The following is an 18,390-nucleotide window of genomic DNA, read 5'->3' as shown; positions in this document are numbered from 1 at the left end:
CTTTACCAGAAGTCACAACCAAAAAGCGTGGTCGAAAGAAAAAGACCAAGGTACTAAATCTAATTGACAGACTTGTGAATTACAAGGCATCAGTCTGCTTATTTATAAAGAATCTCTGTGTTCCGTTTGATAATAACCTTGCGGAACGTGATTTGCGCATGATTAAGGTTAAAACCAAGGTCTCAGGATGTTTTCGCAGTGAGGAAGGCGCACAGGAATATCTTACAATCATGAGCTATATTGGGACTGCTCATAAGCATGGAATAAATGCTTTTACAGCAATCAGAGAAGCCCTTTTAGGGAATTCCGATATCATCTTTAACTAATGGAGTTCTGAACAGTTACAAAAATAAAATAATGACAGCACTTTTCAAAAATGATATACTGTAAATAGTATGTGTAATTACCAAGGGGGAAGTAACATGGCTGCAAAGCAGACAAATAAAAAAACAACTGCAAAGAAAAAGACGACAACGAAAGCAGGCACAGGCAGTAAGGGAAAAAAAACAGCAGCAGACAACAGCAAAGTTCAGGCCGAAGTATTCATCTGGATCGCACTTGCTGTCTGTATTTTATTATTGATCAGTAATTTTGGATTCGGCGGAAGCATAGGGGAGAGTGTTTCATCCGTTTTATTTGGGGTATTCGGGCTCATGGCATACGTCATTCCGATTCTGCTCTTTGTCGCGGTTACGTTTGTCATCAGCAACAAAGGAAACCGACTCGCTTATATCAAGTCTCTGGCCGGTGTGTTTTTGGCCGCGCTGCTGTGTACATTCATTGAACTGATCGTCAATTCCTACGATGCGGATACTGCCTGGATGACTTATTACACCCAGGCAAGCATACATAAAAATTCCGGAGGACTGATCGGAGGCTGTCTGGTGAAGCTGCTGTGTCCACTGATCGGCGTTGCCGGTGCGTACGTTGTCATCATCGTTCTGGCCATCATATGTACGGTGCTGATCACGGAAAAATCATTCTTAAGTGCTCTCCAGCACGGCGGACGACGCGCGTACGAGGATGCGAAAAAACGACAGGTAATCTCAGCTGCACGGCGTGAGGAACGTCTGCGCCAGCGGGAGAATAATCCCGCAAAACAGAATGCCCGCGGCACAAAGAACTCCACGCGGAAGGATCAGCATGTTTCAGGGGTATCTTTCAACACAACGCTGAGTAAAAAGTCACCGGAGGTCAAAGAGATCATTCTTCCACCGGAGGAAGAAATTCCAGATGTGGTTTCACCGGCCGCTGAATTTGTGATCAACCGGTCGGAACCGGATATTCCAGATCCGGTTATTTCAGAAGCAGCGGAGGACGAGACTCCTGCAGAGCCAAAACCGGAAAAGCCGGCCAGAAGGCGTAAGAGCGCCGAGAGTGCGGAGATGGTGGCGGAGGAAGTACAGGATGTCGCGGATTCCATTCAGAAATCCAGTGAGAAACCAGCCGTGGCGTATAAGTATCCACCGCTGAAATTACTGACCAAAGGGAAGAAGGGCGGCGGTGACTCCGATGCCCATCTGCGCGCCACAGCGCTGAAGCTGGAGCAGACCCTCCAGAATTTCGGGGTCAATGTCCGCGTCACCAATGTAAGCTGCGGTCCATCCGTAACGCGCTATGAGCTGCAGCCGGACCAGGGTGTGAAGGTAAGCAGAATCGTCGGCCTGGCCGATGACATCAAGCTGAACCTGGCAGCCACGGATATTCGTATCGAGGCACCGATTCCAGGAAAGGCGGCCGTTGGAATTGAAGTTCCAAACAAAGAGAACAGCGCTGTCATGCTCCGGGATCTTCTGGAAACACCGGAATTTCAGAACAGTACCTCCAAAATCGCTTTTGCAGCGGGCAAGGACATCTCCGGAAAAACGGTCGTGACCGATATCGCCAAAATGCCTCATCTGCTGGTGGCAGGCGCGACCGGCTCTGGTAAATCGGTCTGTATCAATACGCTGATCATGAGTATCATCTACAAAGCTTCCCCGGAGGATGTGAAGCTGATCATGGTGGATCCGAAAGTGGTGGAGCTGAGTGTATACAACGGCATTCCCCATCTGCTGATCCCGGTGGTGACCGATCCGAAGAAAGCTGCAGGCGCACTGAACTGGGCAGTTGCCGAGATGGACAAGCGCTATCAGCTTTTCGCCGATTACAATGTCCGCGATCTGAAGGGCTTCAATGAGAAGATTGTGGCAACGGAACCGGGAGAGGGCATCCCGGAGAAGATGGCACAGATTGTCATCATCGTGGATGAGCTTGCTGATCTGATGATGGTTGCACCGGGGGAGGTAGAAGGCGCAATCTGCCGTCTTGCACAGCTTGCCCGTGCCGCCGGGCTGCATCTTGTTCTGGCGACCCAGAGGCCTTCGGTCAATGTTATCACCGGACTGATCAAAGCCAACATGCCATCCAGAATCGCTTTTTCTGTTTCATCCGGAGTCGATTCCCGCACAATCATCGATATGAATGGTGCAGAAAAGCTTCTCGGTAAAGGAGATATGCTCTTTTATCCGGCCGGGTATCCAAAGCCGGTTCGTGTGCAGGGCTCCTTTGTCTCGGACAAAGAAGTACAGAAAGTAGTGGACTATCTAATCGAACACAACGGCAGTACCGCCTACAGCGAGGAGATTACCCAACAGGTCGACTCCAATGCAAGCACGGCGGCTGCGGCGGGGGCTGCCAGCGACGGCGATGAGAGAGACATCTATTTTGTTGACGCCGGGAAATTTATCATCGAAAAGGATAAGGCTTCGATCGGCATGCTGCAGCGGATGTTTAAAATCGGTTTTAACCGTGCCGCCAGAATCATGGACCAGCTTGCCGATGCAGGCGTGGTCGGAGAGGAAGAGGGCACAAAACCGCGCAAGGTTCTGATGTCCATGGAACAGTTTGAGCAGTACATAGATGAGTATGTATGATGTCACATAATCATAAAGGAAACCATTCACTTTTAATCACCACATATTATACGAGGAGGATCTATTATGAAAACAGATATTCAGATTGCACAGGAGGCACAAATGTCTCACATCCGGGACGTTGCAGCCAGCGTTGGAATCCAGGAAGATGACCTGGAATTTTACGGAAAGCACAAGGCAAAACTTTCCAATGAATTATGGGATAAAGTCAAAGACAATCCGGACGGAAAGCTGGTTCTCGTAACCGCAATCAATCCGACGCCGGCCGGTGAGGGAAAGACCACCACTACAGTTGGCCTTGGAGAAGCATTTGCGCGGATGGACAAAAAAGCCATGATCGCTCTCAGAGAACCCTCCCTGGGTCCATGCTTTGGGATTAAGGGCGGCGCAGCCGGAGGTGGATATGCACAGGTAGTTCCGATGGAAGATCTGAATCTGCATTTCACCGGAGATTTCCATGCAATTACCTCTGCCAACAATCTGCTTGCAGCGATGCTGGACAACCACATTCAGCAGGGGAATGCACTTCAGATTGACCCGAGACAGATTGTCTGGAAACGCTGTCTCGATATGAATGACCGCGCACTTCGCAACATCGTCGTGGGTCTTGGCAGCAAGATGGACGGTATGGTCCGCGAGGATCACTTTGTCATAACCGTTGCATCCGAGATCATGGCTATTCTCTGCCTTGCCGATGATTTGGCCGATCTGCGCGTAAGATTAGGGAAAATCATCGTGGGCTATAACTTTGCCGGAGAACCGGTTACAGCGGATCAGCTGAACGCCACCGGAGCCATGGCCGCTCTGCTCAAAGATGCGATTAAGCCAAACCTCATCCAGACACTGGAGCATACACCGGCGCTTGTGCACGGCGGCCCGTTTGCGAATATCGCACACGGCTGCAACAGTGTCCGCGCGACGAAGATGGCTTTGAAGCTGTGCGACATCGCAATCACTGAGGCCGGATTTGGTGCGGATCTGGGTGCGGAAAAGTTCATGGACATCAAATGCCGTATGGCAGGTCTCAAACCGGATGCTGTTGTTTTGGTTGCAACCGTGCGAGCTTTGAAGTATAATGGTGGGGTTCCTAAAAATGAACTGGGTGCAGAAAACCTGGATGCATTGAAAAAAGGAATCGTAAATCTTGAGAAACATATTGAAAATATACAGAAATATGACGTTCCTGTTGTTGTTACGCTAAATTCTTTTGTCACGGATACAGACGCGGAAAATGATTACATTCGTCGTTTCTGCGAGGAGCGCGGCTGCGAGTTCGCACTTTCCGAAGTGTGGGAAAAAGGCGGTGAAGGCGGCATTGAACTGGCGGAAAAGGTACTGGATACGCTGGAGAATAAGACGAGCCACTATCATCCACTGTACGAGGACAGCAAGAGCTTAAAAGAAAAAATTGAGATCATTGCAAAAGAAATCTATGGCGCACGTGGCGTCGTATATGAGCCGGCCGCACAGAAGCAGATTGCCAAAATCGAAGAGATGGGATTCTCAGAATTTCCAGTGTGTATGGCTAAGAATCAGTATTCATTATCGGACGATGCAAAAAAACTGGGCCGTCCGACAGATTTCGACATTCATATTCGCGAAGTATATGTGAGTGCGGGTGCAGGTTTTGTTGTTGCACTGACAGGAGCTGTGATGACCATGCCAGGACTGCCAAAAGTTCCGGCTGCCAACAATATTGATGTAGATGGAGAAGGAAAGATTACAGGCTTGTTCTAGTGTGCTGCTGCATTCACTTTTAGCTTAACGGTACACTAGTAAGGGGTTTATTATTTATCAGGGGAGAAAATAATGACAAAGTTAATTGATGGAAAAAAAATATCAGCACAGATAAAAGAAGAATTAAAAACAGAGGTAGCCGGACTGCGGGCAGAGGGAATCATCCCATGTCTCGCCGTGATTCTGGTGGGCAGTGATCCGGCGTCAGCAGTTTATGTACGCAATAAAAAGCGGGCCTGCGAGTATATCGGCATCGAGTCCCTTTCCTATGAACTGGAGGCGAGCACAACGGAGTCCGAGCTACTGGCACTGATTGAGACACTCAATCAGTCCGCGAAGGTGAACGGCATTCTGGTTCAGCTTCCACTTCCGGAGCACATTGAGGAAGACAAAGTAATTCAGGCAATCAGTCCTAAAAAGGATGTGGATGGATTCCATCCGGTCAGTGTAGGGAATCTGTGCATTGGCCGGGAAGGCTTTGTTTCCTGCACACCGGCTGGAGTCATCCAGCTGCTCAAGCGGTCGGGAATCGAGATTGAGGGAAAAGAATGTGTGGTTGTTGGACGCAGCAATATCGTCGGGAAACCGATGAGTATTCTGATGCTTCGTGAGAATGCTACGGTGACGATGGTGCATTCTAAGACCGTGAATTTAAAAGAAGTGACCAAACGAGCCGATATACTGATTGTCTCCATGGGCAAACCAAAATTCATCACCGGAGAATACGTCAAAGACGGGGCTGTCGTAATCGATGTGGGAATCCACCGCAATGAGGACAACAAACTCTGTGGTGACGTTGATTTTGATGATGTCGCAGAGAAAGCATCCGCAATCACGCCGGTTCCCGGGGGAGTCGGTCCGATGACCATCGCGATGCTAATGGAAAATTGTGTAAATGCAGTTCGCAAATAGGAGGAAGTAACAATGAGATGTACATATTGTGGTGCAGTCATCCCAGATGGTATGCTACGTTGTGAAAAGTGTGGAACTGAAGTGCAAATCGTTCCGGACTACAATCCTCTCGACGATGTTCTTGCACAGCAGGTCAAAGGTTCTATAGACGGATCCACCAGACCTCTTGACTATTATGAAAACGAAGAATACCAGCGCGCGGTGGCGAGAACAGACCAGCGGGCCAAACCGAGCCAACCGGTAAAGCAAAAGCGGCAGCCGACGCAGAGAGAACTTCGCCAGGAAGCGGAGGAGCGCAGGAGACAACAGCTCGCACGAAAAAAAGCAATCCGAAAAAGAAGAAGACAGCGCAGATTGATTATTTTGTCCTTTATCCTGGTCGTTGCCTGTGTTCTTGGGTTTATATTTTACCAAAATTCTTATCAGGGACTGGTGCGCAAAGGAAACAATGCGTTTGCACAGAAGGATTACACTTCTGCCACCGATTATTATAACCGGGCAGAAAAGAAGAATAGCAGCAGACCTGAGGCATATACCGGACTGGCCAATGTCCTTGTTGCCCAGGATAGTACCGAAGATGCGGAGGCTCTTTTCCTGACCGCCATCGACAGTCAGCCATCCAATGCCGATCTGTATGAGGCATGCATTCAGTTCTACACAGATACAGAACAAATGACCAAGATTTCTATTCTAATAGACGGGTGTGATGATGATACCGTACTGAGTGCGCTCAGTGATTATGTCTCAGATGTTCCAGAGTTCAGTCTGACGGAAGGCGATTATACGGAAGTTCAGGAAGTATCGCTGTCCTCCGACGGGGAATCAATCTACTATACGACCGACAGCACAGACCCGACAACAGACAGTACCGAATATTCAGGGGCAATTCAGCTGAGTGAGGGAGAAAATGTCATCAAGGCAATTTCGTTGAACAAAAAAGGAATTCCGAGTCTGGTGCAGACCAAGGTCTACAATATTGAAATCCCGGTTGCAGATGCGCCTGCGGTTACGCCGTCCACAGGACAGTACGACACTGCAACGAATATATCGATCAACGTTCCGGAAGGGTATACCGCATATTACACGCTGGACGGGAGCGCCCCGAATGCCGCCTCCATCCAGTATACGGAACCGATTGATATGCCGGTCGGCCAGACAATTTTCAGCGCAGTTCTCATCAATGCACAGGGAAAATCGACTCAGGTCACCAAAAGAAATTACATGCTGGAATACGAATAGAGCGTTGTGCGACAGCAGAATAGTGTCCACCAAATATTTTAAACGAAAAAGAACAATTTTTTCATCAAATTGTTCTTTTTTTGTGCACTTTTAGGGTTTTTTTCTTGCTATTTTTCTACATATGATTTATCATAAGAAGGCAGGTTTGTTTAAAAATAAACGATAAAAGCATTTTGAGTATGGAAAGGAGAAACAAATGTACAAAATTTTAAAAGCAGAAAAACTGGCTGACAAAATTTACCTGATGGACGTTCATGCACCACGCGTTGCATCACATTGTGAGCCGGGTCAATTTGTCATTGTAAAGATTGATGATAAGGGGGAGAGAATCCCACTCACGATCTGCGATTATGATAGAGAGGCGGGCACTGTTACCATCGTAACTCAGGTGGTTGGAGCTTCATCAGAAAAAATCACAAGAATGCAGGCAGGAGAAGCTTTCCGTGATTTCACCGGACCTCTCGGATGTGCATCAGAATTAATAGAAGAAGATATGGAATCCCTGAAAAAGAAGAAGATTTTGTTCGTGGCAGGCGGTGTTGGGGCTGCACCTGTATATCCACAGGTGAAATGGCTGCACGAGCACGGCGTTGACGCTGACGTGATCGTCGGAGCGAAGACCAAAGATATGGTGATTCTTGAAGATATGATGGGGAAAGTTGCAGGAAATCTTTACATTACAACAGATGACGGTACTTATGGACGTTCCGGAATGGTTACAGAGACTGTCAAATATCTGGTAAATGAGATGGGCAATCAGTATGACGTATGTATCGCGATCGGACCGATGATCATGATGAAATTCGTCTGTCTTCTCACAAAAGAGATGGGGATCCCTACAATCGTCAGCATGAACCCAATCATGGTAGATGGAACAGGTATGTGTGGTGCCTGTCGTCTTCAGGTGGGCGATGAAATCAAATTCGCATGCGTTGACGGCCCTGAGTTTGACGGACATCTGGTAGACTTCGATCAGGCTATGAAGAGAAGCCAGATGTACAAGAGTGAAGAGGGACGTGCTATGCTGAAATTACAAGAAGGAGACACCCATCACGGTGGCTGCGGAAATTGCGGAGGTGACAACTAATGGCTGATATGTTAAAAAAAGTTCCTGTAAGAGAACAGGATCCACAGGTTCGTGCAACAAATTTTGAGGAAGTATGTCTTGGTTATAACCAGGAAGAGGCAATGGACGAAGCAACCCGCTGTCTGAACTGTAAAAACGCAAAATGTATCGAGGGATGCCCGGTAGGAATCAACATTCCAGAATTTGTACAGCGCATCAAAGAAGGTGATATCGAGTCTGCATACCAGGTGATCAGTGAGTCATCTGCCCTGCCGGCTGTCTGTGGACGTGTATGCCCACAGGAATCACAGTGCGAAGGGAAATGTATCCGTGGAATCAAGGGTGAGCCGGTTTCTATCGGTAAGATGGAGCGTTTCGTAGCTGACTATGCACTGGAGCACAACATCCAGCCGGTTGGCGCTGAGAAGACAAACGGACACAAAGTTGCAATCATCGGTTCCGGCCCGGCAGGACTTACCTGTGCAGGAGATCTTGCGAAACTTGGCTATGAAGTAACCGTATTTGAGGCACTTCATGAACTCGGCGGTGTATTGGTATACGGTATTCCAGAATTTCGTCTTCCAAAGCAGAAAGTCGTAGCAAAAGAAATCGAGAAAGTAAAAGGCTTAGGCGTTAAATTTGAGCCAAACGTTGTAATCGGTAAATCAACAACTGTTGACCAGCTTCTGGAAGAAGAAGGTTTTGAGGCTGTATTTATCGGTTCTGGAGCAGGACTTCCAATGTTCATGGGAATCCCGGGCGAGCAGGGCAACGGCGTATTTTCTGCTAATGAGTACCTGACCAGAAGCAACCTGATGAAAGCATTTGATGATTCTTATGATACACCGATCGCAGCAGGCAAGAAGGTTGCAGTAGTCGGTGGTGGTAACGTTGCAATGGATGCAGCGAGAACCGCAAAGAGACTTGGAGCAGAAGTACATGTTATCTACCGTCGTAGTGAAGCAGAGCTGCCTGCCAGAGTAGAGGAAGTACACCACGCAAAAGAAGAAGGAATTATCTTCGATCTTCTGACCAATCCAAAAGAGATTCTTGTGGACGAGAACGATGCTGTAAAGGGAATCCGCGTTGTCAAGATGGAACTCGGTGAGGCTGATGCATCCGGAAGAAGACGTCCGGTAGAGGTAGAAGGTTCTGAGTTTGAAATCGAGTTAGACACTGTAATCATGTCTCTCGGTACTTCTCCAAATCCATTGATTTCTTCTACAACGAAGGGTCTGGATATCAACAACCGCAAGTGTATCATCGCGACAGAGGAGGATGGTAAGACATCCAAAGCAGCCGTATATGCAGGCGGAGATGCCGTAACAGGCGCAGCAACTGTAATCCTTGCCATGGGTGCCGGCAAAGCAGGCGCAAAGGGTATTGATGAATTTTTGAAAAATAAATAAGCATGAGATTTACAATCATCACGGTAGGAAAGATCAAGGAAAAATATCTGCGGGATGCCATTGCGGAGTACAGCAAAAGACTGAGCAAGTACTGTAAGCTGGAAATCATCGAGGTGGCAGATGAAAAGACACCGGATCGCGCAAGTGAGACGGTGGAACAGATGATCCGCGAAAAAGAAGGCGAACGCATCTCCAGATACATTCGAGAGGATGCTTATGTTATTGCGCTTGCAATTAACGGACAGATGCTCAGTTCTGAGGCTCTGGCGACAAAGATCGAGCAGCTTGGCGTGAGCGGGACAAGCCATATCATTCTTGTTATCGGCGGATCCATCGGTCTCAGTGACCAGATTCTCTCCAGAGCGGACTTTCATCTCAGCTTTTCTAAGATGACGTTCCCGCATCAGCTGATGCGTGTGATTCTGCTTGAACAGATTTACAGAAGTTATCGCATCATAAACGGAGAACCCTATCATAAATAAGAGTAACGTTTCCGGTGCGTCTGTCAGATTTCCTGATTAGGCGGATTTCAGCAGAAGCACGATCGCAGGAGCATTACAAATAGTAATGAAGAATTATGCCATACATATACTATATATAAACAGTATATGTATGGCATTTATCATGGATTTAAAATCAGGTTTCCCAAGTTTCCCAAAGGATGTCTGCAAAGGGGCTCCCATTCTTCAGGTCATAGGACGCGAGGAGCTTTCCATTGAAAATTACCGCGGAATTATCGAATACAGCGAGAATCTGCTCCGCATTCAGACGAACGCCGGCGAGATCAGAGTTACTGGAAATAATCTCGTGATGGAATATTATTCCTGCTTTGATTTGAAAATCCAGGGCGAACTTATCTCCGTTGAATATGGCAGAAGGCAGTCCAACCATTCAGATAATTGCTGAGGTTTCCCATGATGTCTATCTTTATCCGCTATATAAAAGGCTATGTAAAACTGCGTGTATCCGGCAATGCATTGGAGCGGTTCATGAACCTCTGCCGGTTTCACAGGATGAACATATGGTCCATCCGCCAGCGCGAAAATTATATTGAAATGTGCATGAGTGTACAGGACTTTCGAAAAGTTCGGCCGCTTTTTCGCAAGACCCATGTACAGATCCGCATCGTCAGGCGCTTTGGCCTGCCATTTATTCTGCACCGCTATCAGAAGCGCAGAACACTTTTATTTGGATTTCTTCTATGCATTCTCATGATCATACTTTTGTCCACTCATGTATGGTGTATTGATTTTGCCGGAAATCGGAAAATATCGGATACAGATCTGCTTCGATTTTTACGCCAGAACAACATCTGTTCCGGCATGAAAAAAAATCAGGTGGACTGTGCACAGATTGTGAAGCTCATCCGGCGTCAATATGATGACATCGTCTGGGTCTCTGCCTCGCAGACCGGATCTGAGATCAAAATTCAAATCAAGGAAAATGAAAATACCGGAATTGAGAAGAGCAGCAGCGTATCCGCAGATGGACAGGAGAATCAAAACGGCTCAGATCTTATCGCCGGCAAGGACGGTGAAATTATCAGTATCATTACACGAAAGGGCATTCCACAGATTCATGAGGGGGATACTGTGAAAAAGGGGGATCTTCTTGTGCTTGGACGAATTGAGGTGCGCAATGACAGTGATGAGATTGTCGCATACCGGTACGAAAACTCGGAGGCGGACATTCAGGTAGCTACCACCATAAACTACCATGACTCGATTCCCAGCCAGTTTTATGAAAAAGAATATGTGTCAGGATACAGCATGCGGCTGAAGGTCCTGTTTGGAGACAACCGCGTTTGTTTCCCGGGCGGAGATGGAATACAGAAAAATACGGAATATCTGTCTGTGATTCATCCCCTTTATCTGAACGCGTCCTTCCCACTTCCAGTGACCGTTGAGATCTGCAAGGCCAGAAAATATCAGCTGACGCCAAAAAATCACAGTAAAAGTGAACTTCAACGGAAATTAAGTGCGAATTTTTCGCTGTTTTGTGAAGAATTAGAGAAAAAGGGGGTTCAAATTACTTCAAATAGTGTTAAAATACACATAGGAAAAACAGACGCAGCAGCGGAGGGTACATTGAATTGTATCGAGGATATCACGACACCGGCGTCAACAGAAAGGATTAATATCAATGAGTCTCTCGGAAATCATAATTGAACTACCGGCTGAGCATGAAAAAAATATCTTCGGACAATTCGATGCTTACGCTAAAAAAATAGAAAGAACCCTGCATGTTACACTGATTGCAAGGGATGGCAGTGTGAAAATACTCGGAGAAGAACGCTTCGTTGACAAGGCCAGAAGAATACTGGAACAATTAACGCAGCTGTCGGAGCGCGGCAACGAGATCACGGAGCAGAATGTCGATTATGCGATTTCACTCGTATTCGAAGATAAAGAAGACCGGATGGTCGAGATTGACAAAGAAATCATCTGCCACACACTGCAGGGGAAACCAATCAAACCAAAGACACTGGGACAGAAAAAATATGTAGATTCTATCCGCAAACAGATGATTACATTCGGTCTGGGGCCAGCCGGAACCGGCAAGACGTATCTCGCCATGGCCATGGCAATCACTGCGTTCAAGAACAACGAGGTCAGCCGTATTATCCTCACCCGCCCTGCGATCGAGGCGGGCGAGAAGCTGGGATTCCTTCCAGGGGATCTGCAGAGTAAGATTGATCCCTATCTGAGACCACTCTACGATGCACTCTACCAGATCATGGGCGCGGAAAGCTTTATCAAAAATTCTGAGAAAGGTCTAATCGAGGTTGCTCCTCTGGCTTACATGCGCGGACGTACGCTCGACAATGCGTTTATTATACTGGATGAAGCACAGAACACCACACCAGCGCAGATGAAGATGTTTCTGACCAGGATCGGTTTTGGATCCAAGGTTGTTGTTACCGGAGACTCCACACAGAAGGACCTTCCTGCTGGAGCAATCTCAGGGTTGGATGTGGCGGTCAATGTGGTGAAAAATATTGACGATATTGCGGTATGTAATCTGACGAGCAAGGATGTCGTCAGACACCCGCTTGTACAGAAGATCGTCAAAGCATATGAGGAATTTGAAAAATCCGAGAAAAAAGGAACACGGATAAAAAACAAAAGGAGAAGATAGATGAGTTTATTTGTAGAGGAAGAAGGAAGTGTAAAATTACCGTTGGACTGCCGCGTTCTCGCCGAGGAGGTCGTGGAGTCGGCACTGGAATATGTGGAATGCCCCTATGAGGCAGAATTAAACCTTCTGTTGACAACAAACGACGATATCCGCGAGATGAATAAGATGTATCGGGATATTGACCGCGCAACGGATGTGCTTTCTTTTCCGATGATTGATTTTGTAACTCCGGGAGACTTTGCCTTTCTGGAGGATGCCGAGGACTGTTTCGATCCTGAGAGCGGGGAGCTGATGGTCGGGGATATTGTGATCTCCAAGGAAAAAGTATTGTCACAGGCCGAGGAGTATGGTCACTCAGTGAAACGAGAATTTGCTTTTCTAATTGCTCATAGTATGTTACACTTATTCGGTTACGATCATATCGATGAGGATGAACGCTGCATAATGGAAGACAAGCAGCGGGAGATCTTAGAAAAGATTAATATATTGCGGTAGGAGAGCCTATGTCGAGACAACGAAAGAAAAGAAAAGAGAATGAGTTTATGATACAGGGGGCAATTTTGAGTGCCGCTGCTGTTATCACAAAGATAATCGGAGTCGCTTATCGAATCCCGCTGACAAACATTCTGGGGGATGAGGGAAACGGCTTTTATAGTTACGCATTTGAGGTCTATGCAATCGCGCTTCTGATGTCCTCTTTCAGCCTGCCCCTTGCAGTCTCGAAGCTGATGTCAGCCAGAATTGCTCGCGGACAGCGGCGCAATGCGTTCCGAGTTTTTTTGTGCGCATTGATTTTCGCGGTGTTCGTGGGAGCGGTAGTCGCAATCGTCATATTCTTTGGCGCGGACGTAATCTCCGCAAAGCTTCTCTCCGCACCTCTGAGCGCCTACGCACTGCGTGTGTTGGCTCCGGGGTTGTTTATCGTCGCTGTGATGGGTGTGGTGCGCGGTTATTTTCAGGGTCTTGGCAACATGATTCCGACCGCAGTCTCACAGGTCATTGAGCAGTTCATCAATGCCATCATCAGCATCGTTGGCGCCATCGTGTTCATCAAATTCGGGACAAGTATTGCAGAGAAAAAAGGAGACGAGCTGATTGCGGCTGCATACGGTGCCGCCGGCGGAACATTGGGTACAGTAATGGGTGCACTGGCCGCTTTGATTTTCCTGCTTGTTCTGCTCTACGGATACCGCAAGACGATCAAAAAACAGATCCGGATGGATCAGACCAGGAGTCTCGAGAGTGCGGAGCGGATCTTCAAGATTCTGCTGCTGACAATCGCCCCGGTCATCATGAGTACCGGAATCTATAACATTAACCAGGTTCTTGACCAGGTTTTGTTTAATAAGATCATGGCAGCCCAGGGCTTCACCAAAAAAGAATACATCTCGCTCATGGGAATCTATTCCGGCAAATATAACACCCTGATCAACGTGCCGCTTGCAATTGCCAACGCACTCGGAGCTTCTGTAATTCCAAGTCTGACTGGTGCAATCACCCGCGGAGACCGAAAACTTGCGCACGAGAAGATTGCGATGTCAGTCCGCTTTGCAATGATCATCGCTATTCCATGCTGTGCCGGTTTTATTGTGCTTGCTTCACCGCTGATGCAGCTGCTGTTCGGAGACAGCCGTCCACTTCCTGCTCTGATGCTGGCAGTCGGAGCTGTCACAGTGGTGCTCTACAGTCTTTCAACCGTGACCAATGCCATCCTGCAGGGAATCAACCAGATGATGGCTCCGGTAAAGAATGCCGCAATCTCCCTGTTCGCGCATCTGGCCGCCCTGCTGATCATGCTGGTGATTTTAAAATGGAGTATTTTTTCAATCGTAGCTGCCAATGTGATATTTTCACTCCTGATGTGTGTGCTGAATGCCCGTGATATCCGCAAGGCGAACGGCTATCGGCAGGAGCGTGACAAGACTTTCTATAAACCGATTACCGCCTCTGTGATCATGGGAGTTATTACCTACGCAGTCAGACTGGGACTCGCTCTGATTATGAATGGAAAGATTGCAACGATCCTTTCCATTCTGGTGGCGGTCATTGTATATGCCATCAGCCTGCTAAAGCTTGGTGCTCTGACGGAGGAGGAGATTCTGGAAATGCCAAAAGGCCAGGTAATCGTCCGCATCTGCAAACGATTTCATTTGCTGAACCGACAGATATTCTAGTATAAGCCACATTAAATACCTTTATGTTTCACGCAGGATAGATTTTCGTCAGCACCATAAGTTCCGATGTACGACAATTGAATAAAAACAGCTTAAAAAGCCAATACTGTATTTAAAAAGGAGCGTTTCTTATGAAAACGAGATACTATATTGGCTTTTTGGGTGTTATAATTCTTTTCACCATACTGTTGGATGCCGGCTATCGGAAAACCTATGAGAATGCAGTGACCAGACAGTCCGAATCGCTGGAGGAAGACCCGACTGTAGCGGCGGATGGACAGGCCGATAAAAATACAGGCTACTACCTTCAGGATCAAAACGGATATGTGATTGTCTATCTGTTTGATCAAAAAACCGTCTACGAATGTACCAGCATCCGGACGGATTCTCTGCCATCCCAGCTGCGGGACGAAATTCTGGACACAAAATATATTGAAAATACAGAAGAACTCTATGGCTTTTTGGAAAATTATTCGAGTTAATCCATAGACGAAAAGTACGAAATAGTGTATTATTAGATAAGATATGCGAAAGGAAATATACAAGATATGGATGATAAAAAAGTAAAGCGGATCAACGAATTGTACCGTAAGTCAAAGGCGGAAGGGCTGACCGAGGCAGAGCGCAAGGAACAGCAGATCCTTCGAAAGGAATATGTGGATTCCTTCAGACAAAACCTGCGAAGCCAGCTTAATAACATAGATATTCAGGAGAAGGATGGCTCTGTCATCAATCTCGGAGCAAAATATGGAAACAAAAACACGCATTAGAAAACAGGCGTTAGCTGCAAGAAAAATTACGCCAGAATCTGTACGGAAACAGGCGGATCTTGATATCATGAAAAAAGTAACCGGGCATCCTTTGTTTGAAGAAGCAAAGGATATTTATTGTTATGCCTCCTACCAGACGGAGGTGGACACTTACGGGATCATAGAATATGCACTGAGCCGGGAAAAACGTGTGGCGGTTCCCAGGGTCACAGGGGATGGAACCATGGAGTTTCACTATATCCAGAGCGTTTCGGACTTATCGCCGGGCTATCAGGGGATTCCCGAACCGGTGAAAAGAGATCCGGCAGATACGCCAGAAGGGCTGGTGATCATGCCGGGAGTTGCATTTGATGCAGAAGGTCACCGTGTCGGTTACGGGAAAGGATTTTACGACCGCTATTTGAGTGCGCATCCGAACTACCGGAGAATCGCAGTCGCATTCGAGTCGCAGATGTTCGATGAGATTCCGGCAGATGCGCATGACCTCTGTCCAGAATATATTTTGACAGAATGCGCTGTTTATGCTGTGGACACGAACATAAAAATATCCGATAAAGATGAAACGGATGAAAAAATCAGAAAACAACAGACTGAGAAATAAAAGTCCAAGATAAAATTAATAATAAAAGAGGAAATGTACAATGTTAAACGGTTTACCGAGCGATCCAATTATGCTTCTCAGCATCGTGAACACAAACCTGCGTGATTATTATCACAGCTTTGATGAGCTTTGCGTGGAGATGGAAGCTGACAAAAAGTGGATTTTAAATACACTGAAGAGCGTGGATTATGAATATGATCCCGAATACAATCAATTCGTATAAGCAAGACATGCAGGCTGTGCAGTATCGCAATGAGATGCTGCCGGATCAGACCGTGTGAAATGTCATAAAGACACTACACGGAACATTTTAAGAAGGGAACAATCCATACATATGAATACAATAGATATCGCATCCATTGATTTGTCTGCACCGGCTCCGGTGAATGAGCCGGAGAGACAGTATTACTATATCGCAAAGGCGAGAGCCTGTGTTGCCAAGAAAGCAAAGGAAATTGGTCGGGAACTGACTTTTACAGTCACCACCTTCGGTTGTCAGATGAATGCCAGAGATTCTGAAAAGCTGGTGGGGATCTTAGAGCAGATCGGATACCGTGAGGAGGCGGATGAGGAACAGGCAGACTTTGTCATCTACAACACCTGTACCGTCCGTGAAAACGCCAATCAACGTGTCTACGGACGGCTTGGGCAGCTTCACCACATCAAAAAATCAAAACCACATATGATGATCGGTCTGTGCGGATGCATGATGCAGGAACCGGAGGTGGTCGAAAAGTTAAAAAAGAGTTACCGGTTTGTGGATCTCATTTTCGGAACCCATAACATTTACAAATTTGCCGAACTCGTGGCGACACGGCTGGAGTCCGACCGCATGGTCATCGATGTCTGGAAGGACACGGATAAAATTGTCGAGGACCTCCCCAGCGAGCGCAAATTCTCATTCAAATCCGGTGTAAACATCATGTTCGGCTGCAACAATTTCTGCAGCTACTGCATCGTTCCTTATGTGCGGGGCCGGGAGCGCAGCCGTAACCCGGAAGATATTATCCGTGAGATCGAGCGGCTCGTTGCCGATGGTGTCGTGGAGATCATGCTGCTCGGTCAGAATGTAAACTCCTATGGAAAAAATCTGGCGGAACCTATAAGTTTTGCAAAGCTTCTTCAGAAAGTGGAAAAGATCCAAGGTCTTGAGCGGATCCGTTTCATGACCTCTCACCCGAAGGATCTCTCTGATGAACTGATCGAAGTCATGAAGAACTCGACCAAGATCTGCAGACACCTGCATCTTCCCATCCAGTCCGGAAGCACCCGGATTCTTGAGAAGATGAACCGACGCTACTCAAAAGAGCAGTACCTTGAGCTGGTAGATAAGATCAAGACTGCAGTTCCGGATATTTCCCTTACTACCGATATCATCGTCGGATTTCCAGGGGAGACAGAGGAAGATTTTCTGGAGACCATGGATGTCGTGAAGCGCGTGCGGTATGACAGCGCTTTTACCTTTATTTATTCTAAGAGAACCGGAACACCGGCTGCTGTCATGGAAGAACAGGTATCGCCCGACGTGATCAAAGACCGCTTTGACCGCCTGCTGACAGAAGTGCAGAAGATCTCCGCAGAAGTCTGTGCCGTCCATGAGGGCACCGTGGCGGAGGCACTGATCGAGTCGGTGAATGATCACGATCACAGGTTGGTGACCGGAAGACTCAGCAACAATCTGCTGGTTCACCTGCCGGGAGATGCCAGTATGATCGGAAAGCTTCTTCCGATTCATCTGAAAGAGTGCAAAGGCTTTTACTATATTGGTGAAGCTGTACAATAAACAAAAGAAACCAACTGCTTTATGTGGAGCAGTTATAAGATCAATAGACAGGAGGAAACTATTATGCAGGAACATCCGGAAAAACGAATTTTTACGATTCCAAACATCCTGAGCATGTTTCGATTTGTTCTGGCATTCTGGTTCGCATGGGTTTATCTTCACGCCCAGACCGTGGCGGACTATTACTTTTCTGCGGTTCTGGTCGTTATCTCAGGCTTTACCGATGTGATTGACGGACAGATCGCCAGACATTTTCACATGGTGACGGATCTCGGAAAGATACTTGACCCGGTGGCGGACAAGTTTACACAGGGGATTCTGGCGCTGTGTCTGATGTCACGCTACCCACTCATGCGTGTCCTGTTTGTGATGTTCCTGCTGAAGGAAACTTACATGTCTATTCGCGGCATCACCGTCCTGAAGGTCAGCGGTGTGAACCGCGGGGCACTGTGGTTCGGCAAAGTGAACACGGTCGTCCTCTACGGCGTCATGTTTTTTTTGATCGTTCTGCCCAACCTTGAGATACATATTGTGAATGTGCTGATCCTGTTCTGCATGGCTGTCATGCTGTTTGCATGGATCATGTACGCAGTGACCTATCATAAAATTATAAAAGAAAGCAAAAAGAAATAGTCTGCGGACGGTG

The 18,390-nt window shown here is 47.2% G+C and carries 19 protein-coding genes; all 19 read left to right on the top strand.

Annotation, left to right across the window (positions count from 1 at the left end):
* The coding region (locus BUB85_RS08605) for an IS66 family transposase (RefSeq protein WP_143160677.1) at window positions 1-326 on the top strand (326 nt) is incomplete at its 5' end.
* A gap of 96 nt (window positions 327-422) precedes the next feature.
* On the top strand, window positions 423-2,915 hold the full coding sequence (locus tag BUB85_RS08600; RefSeq protein WP_073108561.1) for an FtsK/SpoIIIE family DNA translocase: 2,493 nt from the start codon (window positions 423-425) through the stop codon (window positions 2,913-2,915).
* A 66-nt stretch (window positions 2,916-2,981) separates the two neighbouring features.
* Window positions 2,982-4,652, top strand: coding sequence for a formate--tetrahydrofolate ligase (locus BUB85_RS08595; RefSeq protein ID WP_073108558.1), 1,671 nt, complete (start codon window positions 2,982-2,984; stop codon window positions 4,650-4,652).
* Window positions 4,653-4,724: 72 nt separating this feature from the next.
* Complete coding sequence (gene folD, locus BUB85_RS08590) at window positions 4,725-5,564, top strand: bifunctional methylenetetrahydrofolate dehydrogenase/methenyltetrahydrofolate cyclohydrolase FolD (RefSeq protein ID WP_073108555.1); 840 nt, start codon at window positions 4,725-4,727, stop codon at window positions 5,562-5,564.
* 12 nt (window positions 5,565-5,576) lie between these two features.
* The gene (locus BUB85_RS08585; RefSeq protein WP_073108551.1) at window positions 5,577-6,803 is read left to right on the top strand and encodes a chitobiase/beta-hexosaminidase C-terminal domain-containing protein; all 1,227 of its coding nucleotides are present in this window, start codon (window positions 5,577-5,579) and stop codon (window positions 6,801-6,803) included.
* A gap of 196 nt (window positions 6,804-6,999) precedes the next feature.
* Window positions 7,000-7,890 carry a sulfide/dihydroorotate dehydrogenase-like FAD/NAD-binding protein gene (locus tag BUB85_RS08580; protein WP_073108548.1) on the top strand — a complete coding sequence of 297 codons (891 nt, stop codon included), beginning with the start codon at window positions 7,000-7,002 and terminating at the stop codon, window positions 7,888-7,890.
* Complete coding sequence (gltA, locus tag BUB85_RS08575; protein ID WP_073108545.1) at window positions 7,890-9,278, top strand: NADPH-dependent glutamate synthase; 1,389 nt, start codon at window positions 7,890-7,892, stop codon at window positions 9,276-9,278. Before BUB85_RS08580 ends, gltA begins: the two co-directional genes overlap by 1 nt.
* A gap of 2 nt (window positions 9,279-9,280) precedes the next feature.
* On the top strand, window positions 9,281-9,760 hold the full coding sequence (gene rlmH, locus BUB85_RS08570; protein WP_073108542.1) for a 23S rRNA (pseudouridine(1915)-N(3))-methyltransferase RlmH: 480 nt from the start codon (window positions 9,281-9,283) through the stop codon (window positions 9,758-9,760).
* A 130-nt stretch (window positions 9,761-9,890) separates the two neighbouring features.
* The gene (locus BUB85_RS08565) at window positions 9,891-10,184 is read left to right on the top strand and encodes a YabP/YqfC family sporulation protein (protein ID WP_073108578.1); all 294 of its coding nucleotides are present in this window, start codon (window positions 9,891-9,893) and stop codon (window positions 10,182-10,184) included.
* 8 nt (window positions 10,185-10,192) lie between these two features.
* On the top strand, window positions 10,193-11,446 hold the full coding sequence (locus BUB85_RS08560) for a sporulation protein YqfD (protein WP_084533969.1): 1,254 nt from the start codon (window positions 10,193-10,195) through the stop codon (window positions 11,444-11,446).
* Window positions 11,421-12,416: a PhoH family protein gene (locus tag BUB85_RS08555; protein ID WP_073108539.1), complete on the top strand. Its 996-nt coding sequence runs from the start codon at window positions 11,421-11,423 to the stop codon at window positions 12,414-12,416. The genes BUB85_RS08560 and BUB85_RS08555 overlap by 26 nt, the downstream gene beginning before the upstream one ends.
* Complete coding sequence (ybeY, locus tag BUB85_RS08550; protein ID WP_073108536.1) at window positions 12,417-12,911, top strand: rRNA maturation RNase YbeY; 495 nt, start codon at window positions 12,417-12,419, stop codon at window positions 12,909-12,911.
* Window positions 12,912-12,919: 8 nt separating this feature from the next.
* Window positions 12,920-14,590 (top strand): putative polysaccharide biosynthesis protein, encoded by a 1,671-nt coding sequence (locus BUB85_RS08545; RefSeq protein WP_073108533.1) that lies wholly within the window; start codon window positions 12,920-12,922, stop codon window positions 14,588-14,590.
* A gap of 131 nt (window positions 14,591-14,721) precedes the next feature.
* Window positions 14,722-15,072 carry a hypothetical protein gene (locus BUB85_RS08540; RefSeq protein WP_073108530.1) on the top strand — a complete coding sequence of 117 codons (351 nt, stop codon included), beginning with the start codon at window positions 14,722-14,724 and terminating at the stop codon, window positions 15,070-15,072.
* 66 nt (window positions 15,073-15,138) lie between these two features.
* Window positions 15,139-15,360, top strand: a complete 222-nt coding sequence (locus tag BUB85_RS08535; RefSeq protein WP_073108527.1) for a DUF896 domain-containing protein — start codon at window positions 15,139-15,141, stop codon at window positions 15,358-15,360.
* Window positions 15,338-15,961 carry a 5-formyltetrahydrofolate cyclo-ligase gene (locus BUB85_RS08530; RefSeq protein ID WP_073108524.1) on the top strand — a complete coding sequence of 208 codons (624 nt, stop codon included), beginning with the start codon at window positions 15,338-15,340 and terminating at the stop codon, window positions 15,959-15,961. Before BUB85_RS08535 ends, BUB85_RS08530 begins: the two co-directional genes overlap by 23 nt.
* A gap of 40 nt (window positions 15,962-16,001) precedes the next feature.
* Complete coding sequence (locus BUB85_RS08525; RefSeq protein WP_073108521.1) at window positions 16,002-16,184, top strand: DUF4250 domain-containing protein; 183 nt, start codon at window positions 16,002-16,004, stop codon at window positions 16,182-16,184.
* 111 nt (window positions 16,185-16,295) lie between these two features.
* Window positions 16,296-17,744 (top strand): tRNA (N6-isopentenyl adenosine(37)-C2)-methylthiotransferase MiaB, encoded by a 1,449-nt coding sequence (gene miaB, locus BUB85_RS08520; protein WP_084533968.1) that lies wholly within the window; start codon window positions 16,296-16,298, stop codon window positions 17,742-17,744.
* Between the two features lie 63 nt (window positions 17,745-17,807).
* On the top strand, window positions 17,808-18,377 hold the full coding sequence (locus BUB85_RS08515; protein WP_073108518.1) for a CDP-alcohol phosphatidyltransferase family protein: 570 nt from the start codon (window positions 17,808-17,810) through the stop codon (window positions 18,375-18,377).
* The last annotated feature ends 13 nt before the right edge of the window (window positions 18,378-18,390 follow it).

The sequence above is a fragment of the Hespellia stercorisuis DSM 15480 genome, assembly GCF_900142165.1.
GTDB classification, from domain to species: domain Bacteria; phylum Bacillota; class Clostridia; order Lachnospirales; family Lachnospiraceae; genus Hespellia; species Hespellia stercorisuis.
The sequence above is the reverse complement of the archived record's forward strand: the minus strand, read 5'-3'. Positions and strand labels throughout refer to the sequence as shown.